A 21,794-nucleotide genomic window follows, 5' to 3' on the forward strand; every position below is an offset into this window, starting at 1 on the left:
TTTCGAGTTCAAAACCTATTTATATGCAAAAATAATTAATTTTTAATTAGAATGGATGTCGATATAAAACGAGGCTATGAGATCCTCCCGGACAATAATATCATATTCGGGATCAGAATCATCAATAATACAGACATTATTATTTCTGACGTGCAGGTAATCCTTGATTACAATGAATCGGTTTTCGAGTTGCAGGAAGACAGAGTACTGAAACTGGGCGACATACAGCCTACAATTGCCCGGACTGCAAAATTCACACTTAAACCAGGTGCATGTATCCACGATGAGAAAATCGAAGCCAGCATAATATATCGCGACACTAAGCAGGAAAAGCACATGGTAGCCATGCAGGCAAAGGATGTACATTGCATCTGCCCATTCCTGCGTCCAAAACAAATTACAAAAAACCAGTTCCTCCAGTTATCGGCCTCGTGGCATTATGTTGACATGGGCATTAATTTTGAAGGTATCAGAGCAGAACAACTAATCTCATTCCTGATGCAGACCTGTGCAAGAAATCTTTATGCAGTAGACGGATACACAATTTCAGGAACAAATGTGCTGCATTTTTCGAGTCAGGCAGGCGAAAATACCCATTACCTGTTCACAGCCCTGATTAAAGAAAATGAAGGACTCACACAGGTGATGTTCAGGGCAGCTTCTGACAGGAAGTCAGGATTAGATGGTTTTCTCAATGAAATCGTTTCAGAGCTCAAACATCTTGTTAGTTCAGTAAATTCTGCAAAAGATATTGGCTTCATCAAAAATGAACTAGTATCCACTATAATAGATACTGTGGTTCCGAGAAAAATTCCAACGGATAAAAGAAATTCTTCAATGAATATCCAGAGAACAGGAATGCAAAAGAGACTTTCAGGCACTCTGAGAGAAGATGAACATAATATCCGAAAGCCTGAAGATGTTGACGTTGCGAAAATGTATGAATCGTATTTAAAAGAAGTAAAAAAGAAGCCTAAAATGAAAGTCGCTGAAACTGCAGATTCAACTGCTTCTTATCCCAGGGAACTTTTTACTTCCGAAAGAGAACTCAGAACCATTCACAGCACTGCCCCAACCAGAAAAGAGAAAAATGATGTAAAGAAACCAGAAAGATCTAAGAAAAAAATACTGAGACAGGCACTGATCATTACTTTTGTTTTCTTACTTGCCGTGCTTCTGATACAAAATACAGGATTAAAAGAAAGAATCGCAGGTGAATATGTTACTTCGTCATCCGAGTCTGCAGAGAATGTTGTTATAATTATGTTCAATGCTGTGAATGCAGGTGATTTTACCACTGCTTTTAAGCTATGTGAGGGACAGGCCTTCCTTGTACCTGCAAGCGTACAGATGATATTCAACAACAATGGAATAGAAGCAGGTGGTATCAAAGAGTTCAACATCGTGTCAACGGTTGTTGAAGATGAAATTGCAGTAATTGAAACAAATTGTACTGCTGTCACCTTTAATATCATGGGCAATGAAAATGAACCGGAGATTATTGATGTATATTTCCAGTTGCAGAAAAGCGGAGCAGACTGGGTAATTACAGGAATAGCATTTGACCAGCCTTATGAGATAGAAACAGCTACGTATGCTGAAATTAATTAGTGAATAAAGGTAGCATTTACTCATACAGCTCTAATCCTTCCCCAAAACCACAGCTTTATTAGGAAACATCTTTGGCCTGTCCAAAACCACAAACCCAGCCTTGCTGGCAATATCAAGCATCTCATCAAATGCCTGTTTTGAAACGTGCATCGGCGGCTCAACTATAAGAATTCTGCCATCTTTTCTGACCAGAGAAACCAGTTCCCTGAAGAAACTCTCCTGATCCGGCAGTTCGTGGACAACGTAGAAAAGAAATACAAAGTCAAACTCCCCGGATACACCAATTCTCTCACTTTCGCATTTGTGAAGCTCTATATTCAGTTCTTCCCCGGACAAACTGATTTTCTCTTTTACCTTCTGAAGCATGCCTTCCTGAAGATCAACTGCCACTACACGCCCGCTTTTTCCGACCATCCGACCCATATCCATTGTGAAGAATCCCGGACCGCAGCCTATTTCCAGAACTTCCATACTTTCCCTGACATAGGGACCGAGTATCTTCTGAGGGTTCTGCAGCCATCTGCGAATCCTGTTATCGAGGCTGCCGGACTTTTCTACAGGGCATACGTTTGGGTTGTCATTGGACATGTGAGGATGCTCTTTTGGAGTGATTATGAGTGCAGTTTTGCGACAATTTCAAGGATTTATTATAATCTCTTGTAAAGTTGGCATTCTCATCATAAATAGTCTTGCTATAGAGATTTGGTTGCAGAGGGCATGAAAATGGTCGGCAGGCTCTGCAGGTGTATTTGGTAGGTGACCACAAAAGTGCTATATAGAATGTGGTCACCCATTTATATATGCATATTGAAAAGAGAAAACAGGGAAACAATACGAAATACTACCTGTCTCACTCCTACCGTGTCGGAAAAAAGACGAGAAAGATACGGCATTACCTGGGCCTGAACCTGACTGAAGAGAAGATTGAGGAGCGCAGGGAGGAAGCTGAAAAAGAGATAATGCAGCAAATGCAGGCTAAGACCGACCTGCTGAAGTTCTCGCTTACGAAAAAAGAGATCGAGAAGCTCAACGAGTACGACAAGGATGTGGAAATAGTTCACCTTGATGTGGACGGCTGGAAGGCGTTCACGGAGAAATTCGTGTTCAATACCAATGCCATTGAGGGTTCGACAGTTACCCCGGAAGAGGTGCATGACCTGCTACGGCATAATGAGGAGGCCACCAACTCGGATGAGATGGAGGCTCTGAATGTTGCAAAGGCTGTGGAGTTCATACAAAATACGGATGAAGAGCTGTCACTGGAGCTTATTACCAGGCTTCACAGGATATGCTTTGAAGGTTCCAAGAGCTTTGCCGGAAAGCTCAGGGATGTTGAGGTTGTGATCCGCAATGCCTATGGGGAGATCGTGCACCAGGGCATCCCGATGGAGGAGATCAAAAGAGAACTAGAGGACATGGCCGGTTGGTACAGGGATAATTCGGATGAGCTTAAACCCCTTGTTCTTGCCGCCCTGATCCACAACCAGTTCGAGTACATCCACCCCTTTGAGGACGGCAACGGCAGGGTTGGCAGGCTACTGCTGAACTATGTGCTACTGAAACACGGGTATCCTCCCATCAATATATTGTTTGAGGACAGGGGCAGGTATTACTATTGCCTACAGCAGTATTCCAAAAAGAACAGCCTAGAAGAAACATTGGAGTTTCTGGTTGAGCAGTATCTGAAGGGGATGGAGTGAATGGGTGACTACAAATTTGATAGGGTTTTGTGGTCACCCAACTATAAGCCTCGCAGTTTCTCTTAATAAATGAGCAGGCATTGGATACTTTAGTTTCCATATAAAACTGATAGGTTTTTCACCTTCATGACTTACGTATTCCACCGGTCCCAAGAAATAATAAGGTTGAGCTAAAGAATTGATCTTTTTGTTTATCCTTACAAAAAGAAGGATTGTTTGACCCATATTTTTGTGATTGATGTATCTCTGTGCTGTTTTCGAATCAACTCTGGTTGATGCCTGGCTTTGCCAATGGAAGAGTGTTTCGTTAATTGCATAATCATTGTACATCGTAGTTGGAGAATAATCCTTTTCATTCTTGTTTAAAGTAATGAAAAATACATCTGTCTTTTTATCCATTATAGGCAGCACACCAGATTGCACGGTGTGATTATTCTGTAAATCAAAATAACCAAGTCCAGCGAGAGCCTCTGCTTGCGTATATTTGGAATGCAAACTCAAAGATGAAACGTACGGCAATATTAGTTCAGGAGAAATGGCTTTTATGATGCTCTTTTTGTATTCTAAAAGCATGATTATTTCATCATAGATTACAGGATTATCTAGCAACTTAGAAAACGCATCGTTTAATGAAGCAAACTCTTCTTTATTCCAAATAGTTAGAATAAACATTGTTAGATGGTATCTTTCTTTTTCAGAGAATGTTGCTTCTTCTATATTATTCACATTTAGATGCCTGAGAACACAATCAATATAATTGCTATCATCTATATGTTGGATTCTTCTCAAGCCACTAGTTAATTTCTCTTCATCAGGTTCATTGAAATTATCAATGATTCCAGCTTCTGCTAGCCCTCTTGACCAGCACATCTTTTTGTAGATATCACCGAGATCTAGATTATAGTAGTTTATGAAATTCTCAAAAGATAGTTCCATTCCCGTGTCGGCAACAAAGCTAGAAATTCTCTTCACAATTGTTTGTCGTCTTAGATTGAGAACATGACTAATGTTATCTAAAATATATTCTTTAGATTTCCTTTCTAATTCTATGTTACAACCGGCAGGCAAGTGAGGGAATCCTTGCTCGATTTCTAAAGCGATATCTTGACCTATATTTTCAATCAATGCTTTGAACTTCAAATCAAATCTATAGTTTTTGTTTGCTTGTCCCACGAAATCCAATACAGTTAAACAGTCTTTATCATCACTTAACCGAAGTCCACGTCCTAATTGTTGCAAAAATATTGTTAAACTTTCAGTTGGACGTAAAAAGAGGACTGTGTCTATTTCTGGAATATCAACTCCTTCATTGTATAAATCTACAACGAAAATGAAGTTAATCTCTTTATTCAACAACCGTTTTTGAACAGAGCTTCTTGCATCTTTACTAGAATCTGAAGTCAGATACTCACTTGGAATGTTATTTTTATTGAATATCTCAGACATGTATTTTGCATGTGCTTTTGAAACACAGAAACCTAGACCTTTAGCATTTCTGATATCTAAAACTGTGTCAATGGTTTTTTCACAAATTAGTTTTGCACGATTTTCATCTGCAGTGTAAAGTTCGCTGAGTTCACTTTGAACATAACCACCACGTTGCCACTTTAAAGTAGAATAATCAACACTATCAGTAATACCGAAATATTGGAAAGGACACAACAACTTTCTGTCTATTGCATCTGGTAAACGAATCTCTGCAGTTATGTGATTATCAAAGAACTTCTTAACATCCAAATTATCAGTACGTTCTGGAGTTGCAGTTAAACCCAAGAGGCAGCTTGGATTTACATGTACTAAAAGTGTTTTGTAGTTTGGAGCCGCTGCATGATGGAACTCATCTACTACAATATAATCAAAATATTCAGATTCTAAAAGAGTATGAATTTCTTTTGAATTGTATGTTTGAATTGATGCAAATATTTGTTCCGTATTTGAAGGAATATTCCCACCAAACATCATACCCCCAAAATTGTGATCTCTTAGAACCATTCTAAATGTGTACAGAGATTGTTTCAATATCTCTTCCCTATGTGCTATGAACAATAAGCGCGGTTCTCTTTTGTGGCTTGCAAAAAATTCCTGCCTGAATTTCTTGAAATCAAAGGCTGCAATCATAGTTTTTCCAGTGCCCGTTGCAGCTACAATTAAGTGTTTGTTTCTACGCAGTTGACGTTCTGCCCATATTGATTCGAGTATTTCTTTTTGGAATGGATATGGCGTTAAATCAAAATTTGGCATCACAAAGTCAGTATTATTATCGTGTTTTTCTGCTTGTAATGCTTTTATCAATCTCGACTTGTTATCTTTTTTATAAGTCTCAAATTCCCTATCATTCCAATATGTATCAAAAGTAGCTTTTATTTTAGCCCATTGAAATGGCTGCTCATATTGACTTATTTTTATGTTCCATTCTAATCCATCTGTTAATGCTGCATTAGAGATGTTAGAAGAACCAATATATGCAGAAGAAAAACCAGTTTGTCTTTCAAATAAGTAGGCTTTTGCATGCAATCTCGTTCGTCTAGTATCATAACTGACTTTCAAGGTTGTGTTTGGCAAAGTTTCTAGAAACTCAATTGCCTTTGAATCCGTTGCACCCATATAACTTGTTGTTATAACTCTTAATTCACTTCCTTTTCTTGAAGTGAACTCTTTTAGTTCTTCTAGGAGTATTCTAATGCCACTCCATTTTATGAATGAACAAAGAATATCCACTCTATCAGATGACAAAATCTCTTTTTTAAGTTGAGAAACTAGGGAAGGATCCTGTCTCGTGCCTGTTAGTAATGCGCCTAAAGAAAGAGGAGTATCAGGACGTGAGAAATCAACACTCAGATTTTCATCTAAAACAGCCATGAGTTTTTCAGCAGTTTCAGAAACATCTAAACCTTGGGTTTCAATATCATAACGATTCAAAATATCTAGTATTTCGTTGCATAATTCAATCTGTATATCAATCTTTGTTTTTCCACTTTTATCACTTTTGATCTCAGATAAAGCATGAGAAAGGACTCGATACAGATATTGTGCCAAATAATCGTTGCTATCAGAATCATTTAGTCGAGATAAATGTTTGTGCTTATCATCAATATTGAATAAGTTTTCAGAAAGAAATTTGTTTACAATATGTTCATACAATCCTGATTTCATAGCACCCACGTTCACAATCAATATTTGTTAAGAAAATGGAGTTAAGAATATATCAATAAATTGCTTTTGAAAGAGAGTCTTACAAAAATCACATACCAAATCCTAATATACACTCCCAAACAATTTACAGCTCAGGAGAATCTTATCATGAAAGTATCCATTATTGGTTCAGGCTACGTTGGATCAGTCTCAGCCGCTTGTTTTGCAGAACTCGGGCATGAAGTCATCTGCATTGACATTGACGAAGAGAAAGTAAAACAGATCAATGCAGGAATTGCACCTATCTGGGAAGAGGGACTGGATGAACTGCTGGGGAAGTATAGCCAGAAGACACTCATTGCCACATCGGATTATGATTATGCTGTTGAGAACTCCGATGCTTCATTTATCTGCGTTGGGACGCCATCAGGAGAAGATGGGAGCATTGACCTCTCAATAGTCAAAGCTGCAAGTGCCAGCCTTGGGAAAGCAATTGCAAAGAAAGATCACTATCATGTAGTGGTTGTAAAGAGCACAGTAGTGCCTGAAACAACCGAGAAGGTCGTACTTCCGATAGTAGAAGAGTACTCGGGCAAAAAGGCAGGAAAAGACTTTGGTGTTGTAATGAACCCGGAGTTCCTCAGGGAAGGCAAGGCTGTCTACGACTTCATGCACCCTGACAAAGTTGTGGTTGGTGCAATCGATGAGAGATCCTCTTTTGTCGTATCTGAGCTCTATCGCAAGCTGGAATGCGAGATAACTCACACCAATCCAAGGACAGCAGAGATGATTAAATACGTCAACAACTCTTTCCTGGCAACCAAGATATCCTTTGCCAACGAAGTAGGAAACATCTGCAAGCAGCTTGGCATTGACACATACGAGGTCATGGATGCCGTGGGAACTGACTTCAGAATAGAGCGCCAGTTTCTCAACTGCGGTGCAGGATTTGGCGGCTCATGCTTCCCTAAGGATGTGAAAGCACTCATCGGCAAAGCAAACCAGATAGGATACGCACCAGAACTTCTCCAGTCTGTTGTTGATGTAAATAACAGGCAGCCCCTAAAGATGATCGAACTCCTTCAGGAAAAGATTGGTGAGCTAAAGAACAAGAGAATAACCGTACTTGGTCTGGCCTTCAAGAACGACACCGATGACATCAGGGAATCAAGATCCATTCCGGTTATTGATAAACTGCTGGAACTTGGAGCTGATGTCGCTGCATACGATCCGATGGCTGAGGAAGGTATGAAAAAAATATTCCATGATGTTGCGTACTGTAAAAGCTCGGTAGAAGCTCTTCAGGAGGCAGATGGATGCCTTATTATGACAGAATGGAACGAATTCAGAAATCTGGATCAGGAATTTGCTGCCATGGCAAACAGAGTTGTCATTGATGGCAGAAAACTTATCAATCCAGAGAAACTCAGCACCGAGATCGACTACGAAGGCATCTGCTGGTAAGTCGGGACACTAATAGCCGGTGAGAATATGACCGAGACATTCACCCTTGGAATCGGTGAAAGGAGGAACATCAGCAAAAGTTTCCTCGGAAACATTATAGATATGATGTACTGCGGAATGTCTTCAGAGAACACCTTTTCCATGGGACTTCTTTTTTCAAAAGGTTACCAGGGACATGCCCTGAACCTTTATTATCCTAGAAAATCGTCATCTATCGTATTGAACAAGCAAAAATACTACGTTGTTGATGTAAATTCGGAATATATAACTCTTCAGTTATCCAACTAAAATCAAAGATTTTTAATACTTTAAGTAAAAAGGACTGCTCTGTTGGTGCAGACCATGAAAAACGATAATCAGGTAAAAGACGATATCAACGGCAGGTTACACTCTCTTGACCAGACCGTCAGAAGTGTGGAAAAACGACTTCGTGCAGTGGAACGAAGACTCTCTGTTGACGTACCCGTGGAAGACTACATACCGGAGTACGAGACTAATTTGGAGGAAGCACTTGAGAGCACAATGACCGAGGTCATCTCAATACGTGCCGAGATGAATAATCTCATTCTAAATAATTCCCGGAATCACGAATATGACATACTGTTACAGGAACTCAACTCTGAGATAACCAGCCTTAATTCACAAATCACAGAGCTGCGGGAAGAGAATATCAAACTCTCAGAGCAGGTCATGATGAAAGACAACTCGGAAACCGAGGAAATTCAAACTCTCTCAGTGGATATCAGGAATGAGATTTCACAACTGAATATGCGTCTGGAAAAAGCTGAGAACCACAACCGCATCAATATAGGTTCTGTGAAAGTGCCGGTTGAACTTTCAGGAATTGTGGGAGCCGCAATTCTGGCACTTACAGGATTCCTCATCATGAACGGACAATGGGACATCATAAGGTCTGCTTATTTCTCATTCGGCATTGCCCTTGTATTTGCTGTTGCAGTTCTTATGAAGTTCTATCTGGTCAACAGCAAAACAGCATGAAAAATTTATCAGGGACAGAATTCTAAAACTCTAAAATTTTAAAAAAATAAAGAATGAGAAAACCAGATCGATTTTCTCACACTTTTTTTACTTTCAGGAAATAATCGTTACTATAATCCAGATAGCCTTCCTGCATTACCTTGACAGAAAGGTAACCTTCTGTCTTACCTTGTGGAAGTGAAATGCCCAGGAACCTGTACTGGAACTCACCGTCGGCATCTGTAATTCCACCTGCCGCTTTTTCTCCTGACGGACCCCACACAACGACATTAGCATCGCCTATCGGCCTTCCATCTTTGTCAAAGACATTGACAGTAAGGTATGGTGAATCCCCAGTCCCCCCAGTTAAATTAAAACTGCTGCAATTAGAAGATGCAAACATAGTATCGGGAACAAAAGGTGTGCTTGTTACGGCCGAGAGAATAGTATAGATACCTATCATACCGATGATCGTGAGGACAACAATTCTTATTGGAAGGCCTACGGATGCAGATTCATCATCTAACATAAGAATCAGAAAAATAAAAAGATGTCAGGATCATGAAGTCCTGACTATCATTACAGCATCTTTTTTTTCGAAATCGTAGAAACCATCAGTCGAAATACTGAGATCCATGGTCCCTTCATTCTGATTCGGACCAAGGCTGATGGGTGAACCACCACTACTTGAGTCCGTGCTGAGGAGGCACTTTCCGTTATCATCCGTGGTATTGGTGGCCACACCACCAAGTCCACGAAGTACTACATTGGCAGCTCTTACAGGATAGCCGTCAGGATCGGTCACAGATATTGCCACATCAATTGCAAATGGGGAACCTGCCGTAGCCGAATCAACTATTACGGTGTTACCGGAAGTCATACTTGAAGTTTGTTCACCGGCTTCATCGATATTTACAGACATATTCTTAGTTGGAGGAGGGATAATAGCTACAAGTGCCGCAAGGGCAACCATACCAACCACCAACATGACTACTATATTGATAGGAAGCTCAATGGCCCTATCATCATTAAACAGTTTTTCAATCTTTGGCAAAAAATCACCGAATGCTAACAAAAGAACATTGGATATAAATTTATTGATTTGTTTTTGATTTTTATGTTGTTATGTGAATAATTAATGCATAAAATAATGAAAGGTAAAACTGCATAAACAACAAAATCCCACATCGTTACATTCATGTACCAAAACCCTTCTTTAATTTCACATGAAGAAGATCGTTATCATCGATTACGGGCTTGGCAACCTCAGAAGTGTTCGCAAGGGGCTGGAACACGCAGGTGCAGACGTAATCATTTCAAGTGACCCTGAAGAGATAAAAAATGCGGATGGTGTAATTCTTCCGGGTGTTGGTGCTTTCAGGGATGCGATGAAGAACGTGGAAGTTCTAAGAAGCACCATTGACGAATATGTTGAATCAGGAAAGCCAATGCTCGGTATCTGCCTTGGTCAGCAGATGATGCTTAGCACATCTGAAGAGGGAGGAGTAACAGAAGGCCTTGACCTTGTAAAAGGTCAGGTACTCAGATTCCCACACTCTGAACTTAAAGTTCCTCACATGGGATGGAACTCAATAAAAATTACACAGGAACACCCTATTTTTGATGGAATACCTGAAGGTTCATACGTTTATTTTGTACACTCATACTATGTGGACACATCAGACAGGAACACGCTTATTTCATGCGAATACGGTACAGAATTTGCAGCCGCTATTGTCAATGATGCAGGAAATGTAATCGGAACCCAGTTCCATCCTGAGAAGAGCGGCGACACAGGCCTTAAAATACTGGAGAACTTTGTTGCTATGTGCTAAGGGATGAGAATATGGATATTGAAGGCTACGCAAAAAGAGGGCTCAGTAATAACGTACCTGACCTTGAAGATAAGCTGACTGCCAGAATTCTGGAAGTCAAGAAAACAAATCCTGAACATGCACGTAAACTTGCACAGGCAACCATCACAGAGGCAAAAGCAACCCTTGTCCTGAAAGGTGATGTACTCGAACCCACCGTATCCGGTGTTACAATGGGAGAATTCGGTGTCGGATCCAGGGGTCTCGGGGATTTCTACACCCATGAGAAGATAGCCGAGGTAATCGGCAAGACAAAAGCGGTCGTGGACACCACACATCTTGATGACTCGGGAGTTGTGAAATCCGAAGGAGGAGAATATGTCATCCTCACAGTTGACGGAATGCACTCCAGACTTAGCGATTATTCATTCCTTGCAGGATTCCACGTTGCAAGGGCAGCACTACGTGATGTCTATGTCATGGGTGCAAGACCTGTGGCAATGCTTTCAGACATTCACGTTGCAGATGACGGAGATGTTGGCAAGGTCTTTGACCACATTGCAGGTATCACTGCGGTGGCCGACCTGTCAAATATCCCACTTATTACAGGCAGCACCTTAAGAATCGGTGGCGACATGGTCATCGGGGAGCGCATGACCGGAGGAGTCGGTGCTGTTGGTGTTTCAACTGACCTCACATCCCGTGAACAGACACAGGTAGGAGATGTCATCCTCATGACAGAAGGAGCAGGTGGTGGAACAATATCCACAACTGCGCTCTACTATGAGATGCATGAAATCGTTGATGAGACCATCAACATTAAATTCCTCGAAGCATGCGAGAAACTTCTGGATTCAGGTCTTGTAAAACACATTCATGCAATGACAGATGTCACAAACGGTGGAATCCGGGGAGATGCAAAAGAAATATCCAGAACAGCATGTGTCAAGCTCATTTTTGAAGAAAAGGAGATGAGAAAACTTGTCAACCCTAAGGTTCTTGATATGCTCGAGTCACTGGAAATCGACTACCTTGGAGTTTCCCTTGATGCACTGCTCATCATTGCACCGGAAGAATATGCTGAAGATATCATGAAGACCATCAGAAGCGCAGATGTCGATATTTCAGTTATTGGAAAAGTCGTAGAAGGGACCGGCGCAGAAGTCATAATTGACGGAGAAGCAAGAGACTTTACACCACGTTTCAGGGAATCAGCATACACGCCTATCAAGAAGATGATAGGTGATGAAAATCCACGTGACTTTGATGAAATGAAAAAAGCCATTGATACAGCAGCCCTCAATGCAATTGAGAAGAAACGCCGCGTTGTTGAAATGGTTAAAAGAAAGTAGAAAGGATTTCCTTTCTACCTAAAATTTGAACCTCAAAAATCCACATTTTATATTTCTGCATATTGTGATTAATCTTGTCCGACACCAATCTGATTTTCAGATTCTGATTCATCTTTTAATTTCTCGACAACAAGCACAACACCGTCCTTTTCAAGTATCGTTACCTTGTCATCTTTTTCAATAACATCTGATGAGCGTGCTTTCCAATGCTGCCCCCTATGGAGAACATATCCAGTCTGACCGTTCCCAATAGGTTCAAGTGCAAGAGCCATGTCACCGATAAGTTCACCAAATAGTGGTTTTTTTCGCCTAACCTCAAATACCTTGTAAATGATGAACACGAAGAAAAGCCCGATCAATATTGTCGGTGTCGCCACAGATATTATCAGTGTCCGCTGGAATTCAGCCGGAGTATAGTTATTTGGAAAATCAGTGGGAACCAGCAATATGCTGCCTGCAATTATACACACAAGACCCGCAATTCCGAAGACTCCAAAACCCGGAGCCTGGAATTCAAGTACAAGCAGTGCCACACCGGCAACAACCAGAAACAGGGCACCGATATCCACATCAAAGCCTGTTCCGATAAGTCCGAGTGCAATAGCTATTACACCGAATAGTTCAGCACCAAAACCCGGATGTGAGATTCCAAGTATGATGGCATAAACACCAAGGAGCAGAAGCATCGAGGATACAATCGGATTGGAGATAATACCCATAAAAGCCAGTCTCAGAGATGGTTCATAATAAGTGATATCCGCACCGTTTGTATCAAGAACTTTATCTTTTACTTCAACACCATCAAGCTGTGACATCAAATCATCAATATCTGATGCAACATACTCAATAACCCCATACTCAAGAGCTGTTTGGGCATCAAGATTCAGGTTCTCTGTTATGAATTTCCCGGCAGCAGTCTCATTACGACCATGCATTTTTGCATTTTCGGTTGTCCTCTTGACAATCGCATTGATTATCTTGTCTTCCTCTACAGGTTCACTTCCGCTTGCAGTGACAGTAACAGGCTGTGCAGAACCTATAATAGTATAAGGTGCCATCGCAGCAATGTCAGTGCTGATGAGTATCAAAGTACCGGCAGACCATGCTTTTGTGCCTTCAGGATAAACATATCCAATAACTGGGACATCAGTTGCAGCAATCTGCTCCATTATGGAAAGTGTTTCGTCAAGATTGCCGCCTGGTGTGTTGAGAGTGATGACAAGAGCCTCATAGTTGTCATTTTCTGCAAAAGCAATAGCATCTGCTAAAACATCATCCGTCACAGGAGTGATAGAATCAGATATATCCACCACCAGAACCTTCTGCTGTTCCGCAGCACATGCATTGCCTGAAAAAACAGATAAGAGCAACGTTAAAAAAAGAAAAGTGCTCAGGTATGACCGGCACTTATGTAACATAATTCCTCCATCACTCTTTCTTGGTAAATGCCTTTGAAAAGGCTGCAACTTCTGCAACATCTGTGGAATTAGCCACCACAATCATGTTCTTTTCCCTTGCTATCTCAGCATATGTCTGCAATTCCCTGAGCTTGATTGAAACCGGCACTTCCTCATAAAGGCGTGCAGCATCTTTCATCTTTGTAGCGGCAATAAACTCACCGTCTGCCAGAATGATACGTGAACGCTTTTCACGCTCTGCTTCTGCCTGCTTTGCAATTGCACGAAGCATTGTGTCATCAATACTTACGTCTCTGAGAGTTACACCGGTAACCTTGATTCCCCACGGATCAGTGGAAATATCAAGCTGCTCCTGGATGTTCCTGTTGACATCTTCCCTGTTGGAAAGCACATCATCAAGTTCAAGCTGGCCGATAACATCCCTGAGTGTTGTTTGAGAAAGCATTGCAGTTGCATACTTGAAATTCTCAACCTCATTGACTGCCTTTGTGGGATCAATAACCTGATAATAAACAACAGCATCAACAGCCACGGTTACATTATCCTTTGTGATTACTGCCTGTTTTGGAACGTCAATTGCAACCACACGAAGGTCTATCTTTACAACCGTATCGATTATAGGAATGATAAGAAACAGACCCGGGCCTTTGACTCCACTTAGCCTTCCCAGACGGAAGATTACTACACGTTCATATTCATTAACGATCTTGATAGCCTTGGACAATATAATAACTGCCACTATAGCTAACGGAAAAAGAATATCAGTCAAAACCATATTTTGCCACTCTCCTGAAGAAGAAATAGAGAATTTGTTAGATAGATATAAAGAGCCTACTTCTTAAAAATATGCCGGTGGAGAAATAATGAAAGCTCAGCTCTTAAGGGGGTTAAAAACAATAAAAAAGATATAGAAGGCTGGGTCTGAGTACTTGTTTGAGGGGATGTACACGAAAGCATGAAAGCATTGTTATTATTGAAATAACATTTCAGACCCAACAGATTATAGAACTCATTTATTGTTTATTAATGTGATTGATTTTGACGTTAATAATTTCAAACAAATAGTTTAAAAACACCATGCTGCGATGAATATATAAATAGTCAATATAAATATTTCGCTCTTTTAATAACCAGGGCTAACAAGCAAACACATAAATCCAATATATACTATCTAAGACTAGATACAATGAGCGAGAAATGTGTAGAATGCAACGGGAAAGGCTATAGTGTCACAGGCACTGCTAAGTGTCCCGAGTGCAAAGGGACGGGAAAATCAAAGTCTGTAGACTTTATGAAACTTTCAGAGAAGGATATGGCAAATTTCTTGAAAAATGGTTCTTCCTGCAACAACTGCGGCGGGACAGGAGAGATTGAAGAGAGAATAAAATGTGTTGCATGTGACGGGAAAGGCACATTTTACAAGTGCAAGGTATGCGGAGCAGAAATGGATCGTTTTTACAATGGAGATGAAGTATGCCAGCCATGCGCAAAGAAGCAGATTGTCTACAAACTTGACAACACATGCACCCTTGATGAGCTTGAAGTCGGGAAAATGTACCATTCAACAGTAAGGAACATTGCTGATTTCGGTGTTTTCGTAGACCTTAATTCAAATCTTAGAGGCCTTATTCATTCCAGCAACATGAATGGAACCCTTGAAGTTGGTGAGCCTGTTATTGTCAGTTTAAAGGAAATTAAACCAAGAGGAAAAATGGATCTGGTTCCACGCAAGCTGAAAGAATACCAGACCATCGAACTTGAAAAGAAACTCCCTATTATACTTGCCAGCGAAATGTCGCAAATGGTAGGTAAAAAGGTAAAAGTCCAGGGAGAAGTTATCCAGATTAAACAAACTGCAGGGCCTACAATATTTACAATTGCAGATGAAACCGGACAGGTTTCGGGTGCTGCTTTTGAGAGCGCAGGCGAGAGAGCTTATCCGGAAATTGAAGCTGACATGATAGTTGCTGCCACCGGTGAAATAACAGCTCGCGGCGACAGTTTCCAGCTTGAAGTCCAGAGTCTTAAAAAACAGACAGGACCACAGGAAACCGAGATTCTCCAGCGCATAGAAGATGCTATTGATAAAAGAGCAGAGCCTTATGAGATTGAATTTATGGTAGAGAGTGAGGTTCTTGAAAATCTCAGACCTATCATGAAAAAGGCTGCAAAGGAAATCAGGAAGGCAATCATAAAATCCACACCTATTCTCTTGCGCCACCATGCAGATGCCGATGGTATGACTGCAGCACTGGCTATTGAGAAGGCAATCATTCCACTCATAAAAGAAGTAAATGGAGCAGACGGAGAATATTATTTCTACAAACGTGCACCTTCAAAGGCACCGTTCTATGAAGTGACCGATGTAGTCCGTGATATCAACTTTGCACTGGAGGATGTAGTCAGGCATGGACAGAAGATGCCACTTATCATAAGTGTAGATAACGGATCTTCCAACGAGAACGTAGCTGCAATGAAACAGGCACAAGTGTATGGCATTCAGATGATAGTTATGGACCATCATCAGCCTGACGATGTGGTTGATGAATACCTGTTAACCCATGTAAACCCGGCACATGTCGGAGGAGATTTCGGCATGACAGCAGGTATGCTATGTACCGAAGTAGCACGTATGATAAACGTCAACGTGGAAAACGAAATAAAGCACCTTCCTGCTGTAGCTGCTCTTGGTGATCGCTCTGAAGCGGAAGAGGCAAGGAGATACATTGAACTGGTATCTGACAGGTACACAGAACAGAACCTGAGAGATATGGCACTTGCCCTTGACTTTGCAGCATACTGGCTCAAGTTCAACACTGGAAAAGGCATGGTTGACGATATCCTGGATTTTGGCGATCATACAATACACAAAAACCTTGTCAATGTTCTTTGTGAACAGGCAAACGGAATGATAGCCGAACAGATGGATGTCTGTATGGCCCATGTGAAATCCCAGGACCTTCCAAATGGTGCAATCCTCAATGTTCTTGATGTGGAAAACCACGCCCATACATTCACATTCCCACCACCCGGAAAGACATCAGGTGAAGTTCACGACAAATTGTGTAAGAAATATGATGGAAAACCTGTCGTAACTATAGGATACGGACCTGACTTTGCTGTAATCCGCTCAAAGGGAGTTCTTATGAATATACCACAGATGGTAAGGGAACTCTATGAGGAAGTAAACGGCGGTGGCGTAAACGGTGGAGGACACCTTGTAGTCGGAAGTATCAAATTTGTACAGGGTATGCGCACAGAAGTGCTTTCAAAACTTGTAGAGAAAATAGGTTCCGTAGGAGTTGAATAACTCCTACTGAAAACAAAAATATAAATTCTTAATTGTTTCTTTTTTAATCCGATCAATCCACACGTGTAATACGTACAAGTGAGTGAACAGGAACTTCTGATAGAGTCTCTGAGCCGCTCTTGTCTACAAGTACTGCAATTGCCATTGGTTTTGCACCGGAACTGCGCAGATGCGTTACTACATCAGACATTGTGTTGCCGGTTGTAATGACATCATCCACTATGATACATTTCTTTCCTTTGATACCTGCAAAGTTTCTGCTGAAAGCTCCATTGAGTTTTGAGTCATCACCCTGCTCATTGTAAGCATGGTAAACTGAAAGTTCCGTGTTAAGCTCTTCTGCCATAAGACTTGCAAGAGGTACACCACTCAAGCCAATTCCTACCACCAGATCAATTTCACTTCCGGTTGCCTCTACAGTATCAATGACCATGTCACACATGGCAATTCCTACATGGCGCATCCTGAATGCGCTCTTTCCTATGCTGCTCCAATTGACAGAGATGTCTTTTGGTGCAGAGGAAACTTCTTCCTTCTTTGCGCGTGTCAGAAGCCATGTGACAGTTTCCCGGGAAACGTTAAGCTCATCTGCAATTTGCCTTGTAACAAGGCCATTTGCCTGCAATTCAAGGGCCTTTTGGATTAATTTATCAATATTCTTCATGTGAATCCCGTATATTCATCTTTAACTTATATGTAATATATCAACAGAGATGTTATATTTTTCTTTTGCGCCTTTTCTTCAGGGGAGAACCACAAACAGGACAGATATCACCGCTATCAAATTTCTTCCGGCATCCGGTACACTGTTTTTGCCACACCAGAACATCCTTTATCTTTTTCTGTGCCACAGGCTTTACTTCAAGTCCCAGAACTTTTGCGACATTCTGGACTGCATAGTCATCTGTCAGGAGAACTGAATTTCCTTTATATTCAAGAGCCTTGGCCAGAATATCAATATCCGTGGAGGACAATTCCTCACAGTCTCTTGTCTTGTTGGCAGTCTGCATGACCTTTTCACGGAAAGAATCCTCCGGCATTTCGACCCTTGCACCACTTTCCCGGGCAAGGTCAAAGCGCATTGCAGCCTCACTGCTTTTCAGTTCATTTACAACTGAAGGTATAGTTATGATTCGATAAGGCTCTATTCCGCTACCCATAATAAAGACCGCAGAATCTGCGATGTAGTATTCCATATAATGCCAGATACTTTCTGAATATACATTAATTCTTTGTCACCCATTTGTGCAATTATTACACAATTTAATATATACTTGTAAATACATATAAACTCAGGAGGAACTTCTAATGGCAAGAATATCCAGCGGTATCAAAAGCCTTGACAAAAGGCTACAGGGCGGCTTCCCAGAAGGAGAATGTATTCTCATCACAGGTAAGCCCGGTACAGGAAAAACAATATTTGGAATGCAATTCCTGTACAATGCCTGTCTCGAAGGCAAAAAATGTATCATGTTGGCAACAGAGGAAACTCCGGAAAAAATAGTAGAGCATGGAAAAGCTATCGGATTTGATCTGGAACCTTTCATTGAAAGCAAACAACTTACAATGATACGTTTCTTTGAGATGAGAGTAATGAATATGAAAGAAGATCCGGGCAGCTTCACATTTATGAACATTGACACGCTGAATAATCTTGCCCATATTATTGATGATGATGTGAACGTAATTGTTGTTGACAACCTGGGGACATTTTCCATCGGAGTGGATCTTAAAACATTCAAAGAAGAACTTGAAGTGCTTTCATTCCTGCTTTCCACACAAAAAAGAACATCACTTATGATAATGGATGCCGCTGCACATGAATTTACGCATAATATCGCTGAATATTCAACCTATGGAACAATCAAACTGATGTTCAAGGAAAATCCTTACACAGGTAAAATGGAAAGATTCATGTTCATCCCTAAGATGAGAGGAACGAAAATCACCCTGGAACTTATCAATTACGATATTACAGAAGAGGGTATTACTCTGTTTTCACCAAAAATGAATAGATAATCTAAATTCTGTGCTCACTGAAGTAGCTAATATTATACAGAATGCCATTATATAATATGCATTATGTATTAACTATTACAAAGAAAAACGCGGTGTAAATTATGGAACGGATATCTACAGGAATTCCTGAAATCGACAAGAAAATACAGGGAGGATTTCCTGCAGGGGAATCTTATCTTTTGACAGGAGAACCAGGGACAGGTAAGACAATATTCGGGTTGCACTTTCTTTATAATGCATGCATGGAAGGTAAAAAATGTGCAATGCTGGCAACTGAAGAAACTCCTGAAAAAATCGTACGACATGGAAAAACTGTGGGACTTGACATTGAACCTTTTGTAGAAAGCAATCAGCTTACAATGATACGTGTGCTTGAAAAAAGAATAGAGGGTATGGAAGATAAATATGCAAACATTATCACAAATACCAGTGACCCACGCAATATCAAATATATCATTCCCGAAGACGTAGAGGTAATTGTCATCGATAATATGGGTACATTTTCAATAGGAGAAGAATTGAACGTGTTCAGGGACAAACTTGACACCCTTATTTACCTTTTTGCAGAATCAAAATGGACATCTCTTATAATAATGGATGCGACTGCACATGAACTCACTCACAAGATATCTGAATATTCAAGTAGTGGAACCATCAAATTGATGATAAAAGAAAATCCATATACCGGTAAAATGGAGAGGTTCATTTATATTCCTAAAATGAGAGACACGGAAATATCACTTGAGATAATAAACTATAACATAACCGGACAGGGAATCAAGCTGTCTGCTTCAAAGTCCTCTTCAAAGACAAATAAATTAATATAATTGGGACCATTCTCCACTAAATACCGGCAGGATTGATAAAATGGATATTTCAAAAGCTAAAGACATCATCGTTGAGTTTATCAAGGAAAAAACAACTGAGGCAGGCGTTAAAGGTGCTGTTGTAGGTCTTAGCGGAGGGATCGATTCTGCGCTTACTGCATACCTGACAGTTGAAGCTCTCGGAAAAGAAAATGTTCTTGGTATACACATGCCTGAACTCACTCTGACACCTGCAGAAGATGTTCTGGATGCCACAGAAGTTGCAGAGAGACTTGATATTGAATTCAAGACTGTTGATATATCAGAGATACTTGCAGGATACCTTAACTCAATTCCTGAAGGTGCAGAGTCTAACTCACAGGCCAACGGAAACCTCAAAGCCAGAATAAGAATGTCAGTTCTCTATTATTATGCCAACATAATGTCCAGAATGGTGATGGGAACAGGTAACAAGACAGAGATTCTTCTCGGATACTTCACTAAATACGGCGACGGAGGAGTTGACCTTGAACCTATAGGTGACCTTTACAAAACAGAGGTAAGGGAAATGTCAAAAATCATGGAAGTTCCTGAAGAAATCATCACAAAAGCCCCATCTGCAAGACTCTGGGCTGACCAGACAGATGAGGATGAACTTGGAATTACATATGAACTGGTGGACAGGTTCCTTGCACTTTTACTTGAGGGGGAAACACCTCAGGTAGCCCAGAATACTCTTGGGATGAGTGTAACTCAAAGAGATTCAGTCCTGAAAAGGATTAATGCAAACCTGCACAAACAGAAATCTGCACCAATTGCAGAACTGAAATCATTAAGATAAATTAATAAAGATATCATCTGCCAGAAAAGACTGGCACTTCCTCATTTTTGAATCGTAGAAGTTGTTTTGCAAGATGGCGCCTTGCACATGGAGGAACTTCATAGAATCCCGGAACAATATCTCTTTTAACTTCGGTTTTTTCTGGAATATCTGAGCTGGTGCTGCATTTCTTACACCTGTAACCCTGACCTGAGCCAGAAGATTTCATTCTCTTTCCACAGGAAGGACATGGAGGATTCCTGATATCATAAGCCTTTGACAGCTCTGTAATTTTTATCTTTTCAATGTTGATTGTATTTTCAGTAACACTGCCATAAACAACTACTCTGTCACCAGGAATCAGTTTACGAATTAATTCCCTGAAATTCTTTGTAGGCTCAAAGGCAGCACAGTCAATGACATCTCCTGATACGTCTTTCAACATAAATATTGTATGTCCCCCTCTGATGGTCACGGGTTCGGAACAAACCTCACCTTCCAGAATATAGGAATGCATCTCTTCAATGTCACTAATTGATGAAACTGATACCAAATGCATATCTGTTCCCTGATTGGTACGATAAATGCAGACTCGTTCCACAGGTTCTGAAACTACAAAGGAAGCAGCTTTTTTGACAGAACCTGCATCCTTTCCCCTGATTCCATAAAGAACAGGATCACCTGAATGTGGAACACATACTACCATATCGTTTACCAGATCCACGGTGTCCCATGTGTCAGGATATGTCTGTTTATCTGCTTCAAAAAGAGAGCTTTCATCAACACTACGCCTGGTTCCCCATACATCTTTTTCCCTGTAAGCAAGAAACTCGTAAGTGTGGTCCCAGTCAGGATCAAGCATTGCCCCGCATGCAGAAAGAGCACCTATAAGACCGCGTCCATTCTTGAAAGCCTGAAACTCAAGATTTAGTTCAGAAGCAAGTTCCTTTGCTTCATCTATTGTGATTACATCTTTAACAGCACGTTTGAAAAAGGAACTTAGCTTGTCACTTACAGAATCGAACTGTTCCTCATCAACAAAAACAACACCAGGATTTGTATTTTCGTTATCCAGGCATGCCATTGATGATACTTTATCAGTAACATGTCCGATGATTTTCTCCTTATCATCACATTCAATAAACAGTGCCACTGATGCATTTCCGCGGGTCTTGAAGGGAATTGTAGGATTAAGGCGCACAAGTATTGGTTCTGATATAACCTGTGCAAATGAAGAAAGCTCGTCTCTTAAAAGAGCACACAAGTAGGTGGTGCACATCCCTTCCCTGGAATCTGTGTCATCAATTCCAATGACCATTTTAGTGATTTCACTGCTCATTTGATCAATTGGAGATATTATTGATTAGTGT

The 21,794-nt window shown here is 40.8% G+C and carries 20 protein-coding genes; 11 read left to right on the plus strand and 9 right to left on the minus strand.

The features are described 5' to 3' along the window. The first annotated feature begins 51 nt into the window (after positions 1-51). Positions 52-1,611, plus strand: coding sequence for a hypothetical protein (locus METTI_RS06725; RefSeq protein WP_023845068.1), 1,560 nt, complete (start codon positions 52-54; stop codon positions 1,609-1,611). A 30-nt stretch (positions 1,612-1,641) separates the two neighbouring features. Here METTI_RS06725 and METTI_RS06730 read toward each other — a convergent pair whose 3' ends face one another. Continuing rightward, positions 1,642-2,199, minus strand: coding sequence for a class I SAM-dependent methyltransferase (locus tag METTI_RS06730; RefSeq protein WP_023845069.1), 558 nt, complete (start codon positions 2,197-2,199; stop codon positions 1,642-1,644). Between the two features lie 212 nt (positions 2,200-2,411). Between METTI_RS06730 and METTI_RS06735 the strand changes: the two genes are divergently transcribed. Continuing rightward, positions 2,412-3,311 (plus strand): Fic family protein, encoded by a 900-nt coding sequence (locus METTI_RS06735; RefSeq protein ID WP_023845070.1) that lies wholly within the window; start codon positions 2,412-2,414, stop codon positions 3,309-3,311. A 33-nt stretch (positions 3,312-3,344) separates the two neighbouring features. Here METTI_RS06735 and METTI_RS06740 read toward each other — a convergent pair whose 3' ends face one another. After that, on the minus strand, positions 3,345-6,464 hold the full coding sequence (locus METTI_RS06740; protein WP_023845071.1) for a DUF3427 domain-containing protein: 3,120 nt from the start codon (positions 6,462-6,464) through the stop codon (positions 3,345-3,347). Between the two features lie 147 nt (positions 6,465-6,611). Here METTI_RS06740 and METTI_RS06745 point away from each other — a divergent pair, with 147 nt between their 5' ends. The 3 genes from METTI_RS06745 to METTI_RS06755 are packed head-to-tail and all read left to right on the plus strand — an operon-like array spanning position 6,612 to position 8,906. Further along, positions 6,612-7,907: a UDP-glucose dehydrogenase family protein gene (locus METTI_RS06745; protein WP_023845072.1), complete on the plus strand. Its 1,296-nt coding sequence runs from the start codon at positions 6,612-6,614 to the stop codon at positions 7,905-7,907. Between the two features lie 27 nt (positions 7,908-7,934). Next, positions 7,935-8,195, plus strand: coding sequence for a hypothetical protein (locus METTI_RS06750; RefSeq protein ID WP_023845073.1), 261 nt, complete (start codon positions 7,935-7,937; stop codon positions 8,193-8,195). A gap of 54 nt (positions 8,196-8,249) precedes the next feature. Next, complete coding sequence (locus METTI_RS06755; protein WP_023845074.1) at positions 8,250-8,906, plus strand: coiled-coil domain-containing protein; 657 nt, start codon at positions 8,250-8,252, stop codon at positions 8,904-8,906. Between the two features lie 76 nt (positions 8,907-8,982). Here METTI_RS06755 and METTI_RS06760 read toward each other — a convergent pair whose 3' ends face one another. Both METTI_RS06760 and METTI_RS06765 read right to left on the minus strand, forming a co-directional pair. Continuing rightward, positions 8,983-9,414, minus strand: coding sequence for a carboxypeptidase-like regulatory domain-containing protein (locus tag METTI_RS06760; RefSeq protein WP_023845075.1), 432 nt, complete (start codon positions 9,412-9,414; stop codon positions 8,983-8,985). A 30-nt stretch (positions 9,415-9,444) separates the two neighbouring features. Then, positions 9,445-9,939 carry a carboxypeptidase regulatory-like domain-containing protein gene (locus METTI_RS06765; protein WP_245596088.1) on the minus strand — a complete coding sequence of 165 codons (495 nt, stop codon included), beginning with the start codon at positions 9,937-9,939 and terminating at the stop codon, positions 9,445-9,447. Positions 9,940-10,111: 172 nt separating this feature from the next. Between METTI_RS06765 and hisH the strand changes: the two genes are divergently transcribed. Both hisH and METTI_RS06775 read left to right on the plus strand, forming a co-directional pair. After that, positions 10,112-10,720, plus strand: a complete 609-nt coding sequence (hisH, locus tag METTI_RS06770; protein ID WP_023845077.1) for an imidazole glycerol phosphate synthase subunit HisH — start codon at positions 10,112-10,114, stop codon at positions 10,718-10,720. 11 nt (positions 10,721-10,731) lie between these two features. Further along, positions 10,732-12,051, plus strand: coding sequence for an AIR synthase-related protein (locus METTI_RS06775; protein WP_023845078.1), 1,320 nt, complete (start codon positions 10,732-10,734; stop codon positions 12,049-12,051). Between the two features lie 68 nt (positions 12,052-12,119). Here the strand turns inward: METTI_RS06775 and METTI_RS06780 are convergent, their stop codons facing one another. Beyond that, positions 12,120-13,469, minus strand: coding sequence for an NfeD family protein (locus METTI_RS06780; protein WP_023845079.1), 1,350 nt, complete (start codon positions 13,467-13,469; stop codon positions 12,120-12,122). A 10-nt stretch (positions 13,470-13,479) separates the two neighbouring features. Beyond that, entirely contained in the window at positions 13,480-14,244 is a 765-nt protein-coding gene (locus tag METTI_RS06785) for a slipin family protein (protein WP_023845080.1), read from the minus strand. A 411-nt stretch (positions 14,245-14,655) separates the two neighbouring features. Between METTI_RS06785 and METTI_RS06790 the strand changes: the two genes are divergently transcribed. Continuing rightward, positions 14,656-16,779 carry a DHH family phosphoesterase gene (locus METTI_RS06790; RefSeq protein WP_023845081.1) on the plus strand — a complete coding sequence of 708 codons (2,124 nt, stop codon included), beginning with the start codon at positions 14,656-14,658 and terminating at the stop codon, positions 16,777-16,779. A gap of 52 nt (positions 16,780-16,831) precedes the next feature. Here the strand turns inward: METTI_RS06790 and METTI_RS06795 are convergent, their stop codons facing one another. Continuing rightward, complete coding sequence (locus METTI_RS06795) at positions 16,832-17,443, minus strand: orotate phosphoribosyltransferase-like protein (RefSeq protein WP_023845082.1); 612 nt, start codon at positions 17,441-17,443, stop codon at positions 16,832-16,834. A 52-nt stretch (positions 17,444-17,495) separates the two neighbouring features. Beyond that, on the minus strand, positions 17,496-17,975 hold the full coding sequence (locus tag METTI_RS06800; RefSeq protein ID WP_023845083.1) for an NOB1 family endonuclease: 480 nt from the start codon (positions 17,973-17,975) through the stop codon (positions 17,496-17,498). A 112-nt stretch (positions 17,976-18,087) separates the two neighbouring features. Here METTI_RS06800 and METTI_RS06805 point away from each other — a divergent pair, with 112 nt between their 5' ends. The 3 genes from METTI_RS06805 to METTI_RS06815 all read left to right on the plus strand — a co-directional run bounded on the left by METTI_RS06805 (position 18,088) and on the right by METTI_RS06815 (position 20,445). After that, on the plus strand, positions 18,088-18,798 hold the full coding sequence (locus tag METTI_RS06805; RefSeq protein ID WP_023845084.1) for an RAD55 family ATPase: 711 nt from the start codon (positions 18,088-18,090) through the stop codon (positions 18,796-18,798). Between the two features lie 101 nt (positions 18,799-18,899). Further along, entirely contained in the window at positions 18,900-19,625 is a 726-nt protein-coding gene (locus tag METTI_RS06810; RefSeq protein ID WP_023845085.1) for an RAD55 family ATPase, read from the plus strand. Between the two features lie 40 nt (positions 19,626-19,665). Then, positions 19,666-20,445 (plus strand): NAD+ synthase, encoded by a 780-nt coding sequence (locus METTI_RS06815; protein WP_023845086.1) that lies wholly within the window; start codon positions 19,666-19,668, stop codon positions 20,443-20,445. Between the two features lie 13 nt (positions 20,446-20,458). Here METTI_RS06815 and METTI_RS06820 read toward each other — a convergent pair whose 3' ends face one another. Then, positions 20,459-21,763 carry a tRNA(Ile)(2)-agmatinylcytidine synthase gene (locus METTI_RS06820; protein ID WP_023845087.1) on the minus strand — a complete coding sequence of 435 codons (1,305 nt, stop codon included), beginning with the start codon at positions 21,761-21,763 and terminating at the stop codon, positions 20,459-20,461. Between the last annotated feature and the right edge of the window lie 31 nt (positions 21,764-21,794).

This window comes from Methanolobus tindarius DSM 2278 (assembly GCF_000504205.1).
GTDB lineage: Archaea > Halobacteriota > Methanosarcinia > Methanosarcinales > Methanosarcinaceae > Methanolobus > Methanolobus tindarius.

Bases quoted from the DNA above. Each gene is read 5' to 3' on its own strand.
- METTI_RS06785 (WP_023845080.1), bottom strand. From the start codon at position 14,244: ATGGTTTTGACTGATATTCTTTTTCCGTTAGCTATAGTGGCAGTTATT.
- METTI_RS06810 (WP_023845085.1), top strand. From the start codon at position 18,900: ATGGAACGGATATCTACAGGAATTCCTGAAATCGACAAGAAAATACAG.
- METTI_RS06800 (WP_023845083.1), bottom strand. From the start codon at position 17,975: ATGGAATACTACATCGCAGATTCTGCGGTCTTTATTATGGGTAGCGGA.
- METTI_RS06815 (WP_023845086.1), top strand. From the start codon at position 19,666: ATGGATATTTCAAAAGCTAAAGACATCATCGTTGAGTTTATCAAGGAA.
- METTI_RS06790 (WP_023845081.1), top strand. From the start codon at position 14,656: ATGAGCGAGAAATGTGTAGAATGCAACGGGAAAGGCTATAGTGTCACA.
- METTI_RS06725 (WP_023845068.1), top strand. From the start codon at position 52: ATGGATGTCGATATAAAACGAGGCTATGAGATCCTCCCGGACAATAAT.
- METTI_RS06760 (WP_023845075.1), bottom strand. From the start codon at position 9,414: ATGTTAGATGATGAATCTGCATCCGTAGGCCTTCCAATAAGAATTGTT.
- METTI_RS06755 (WP_023845074.1), top strand. From the start codon at position 8,250: ATGAAAAACGATAATCAGGTAAAAGACGATATCAACGGCAGGTTACAC.
- METTI_RS06775 (WP_023845078.1), top strand. From the start codon at position 10,732: ATGGATATTGAAGGCTACGCAAAAAGAGGGCTCAGTAATAACGTACCT.
- METTI_RS06730 (WP_023845069.1), bottom strand. From the start codon at position 2,199: ATGTCCAATGACAACCCAAACGTATGCCCTGTAGAAAAGTCCGGCAGC.
- METTI_RS06820 (WP_023845087.1), bottom strand. From the start codon at position 21,763: ATGAGCAGTGAAATCACTAAAATGGTCATTGGAATTGATGACACAGAT.
- METTI_RS06805 (WP_023845084.1), top strand. From the start codon at position 18,088: ATGGCAAGAATATCCAGCGGTATCAAAAGCCTTGACAAAAGGCTACAG.
- METTI_RS06740 (WP_023845071.1), bottom strand. From the start codon at position 6,464: ATGAAATCAGGATTGTATGAACATATTGTAAACAAATTTCTTTCTGAA.
- METTI_RS06745 (WP_023845072.1), top strand. From the start codon at position 6,612: ATGAAAGTATCCATTATTGGTTCAGGCTACGTTGGATCAGTCTCAGCC.
- METTI_RS06780 (WP_023845079.1), bottom strand. From the start codon at position 13,469: ATGTTACATAAGTGCCGGTCATACCTGAGCACTTTTCTTTTTTTAACG.
- METTI_RS06735 (WP_023845070.1), top strand. From the start codon at position 2,412: ATGCATATTGAAAAGAGAAAACAGGGAAACAATACGAAATACTACCTG.
- hisH (WP_023845077.1), top strand. From the start codon at position 10,112: ATGAAGAAGATCGTTATCATCGATTACGGGCTTGGCAACCTCAGAAGT.
- METTI_RS06750 (WP_023845073.1), top strand. From the start codon at position 7,935: ATGACCGAGACATTCACCCTTGGAATCGGTGAAAGGAGGAACATCAGC.
- METTI_RS06795 (WP_023845082.1), bottom strand. From the start codon at position 17,443: ATGAAGAATATTGATAAATTAATCCAAAAGGCCCTTGAATTGCAGGCA.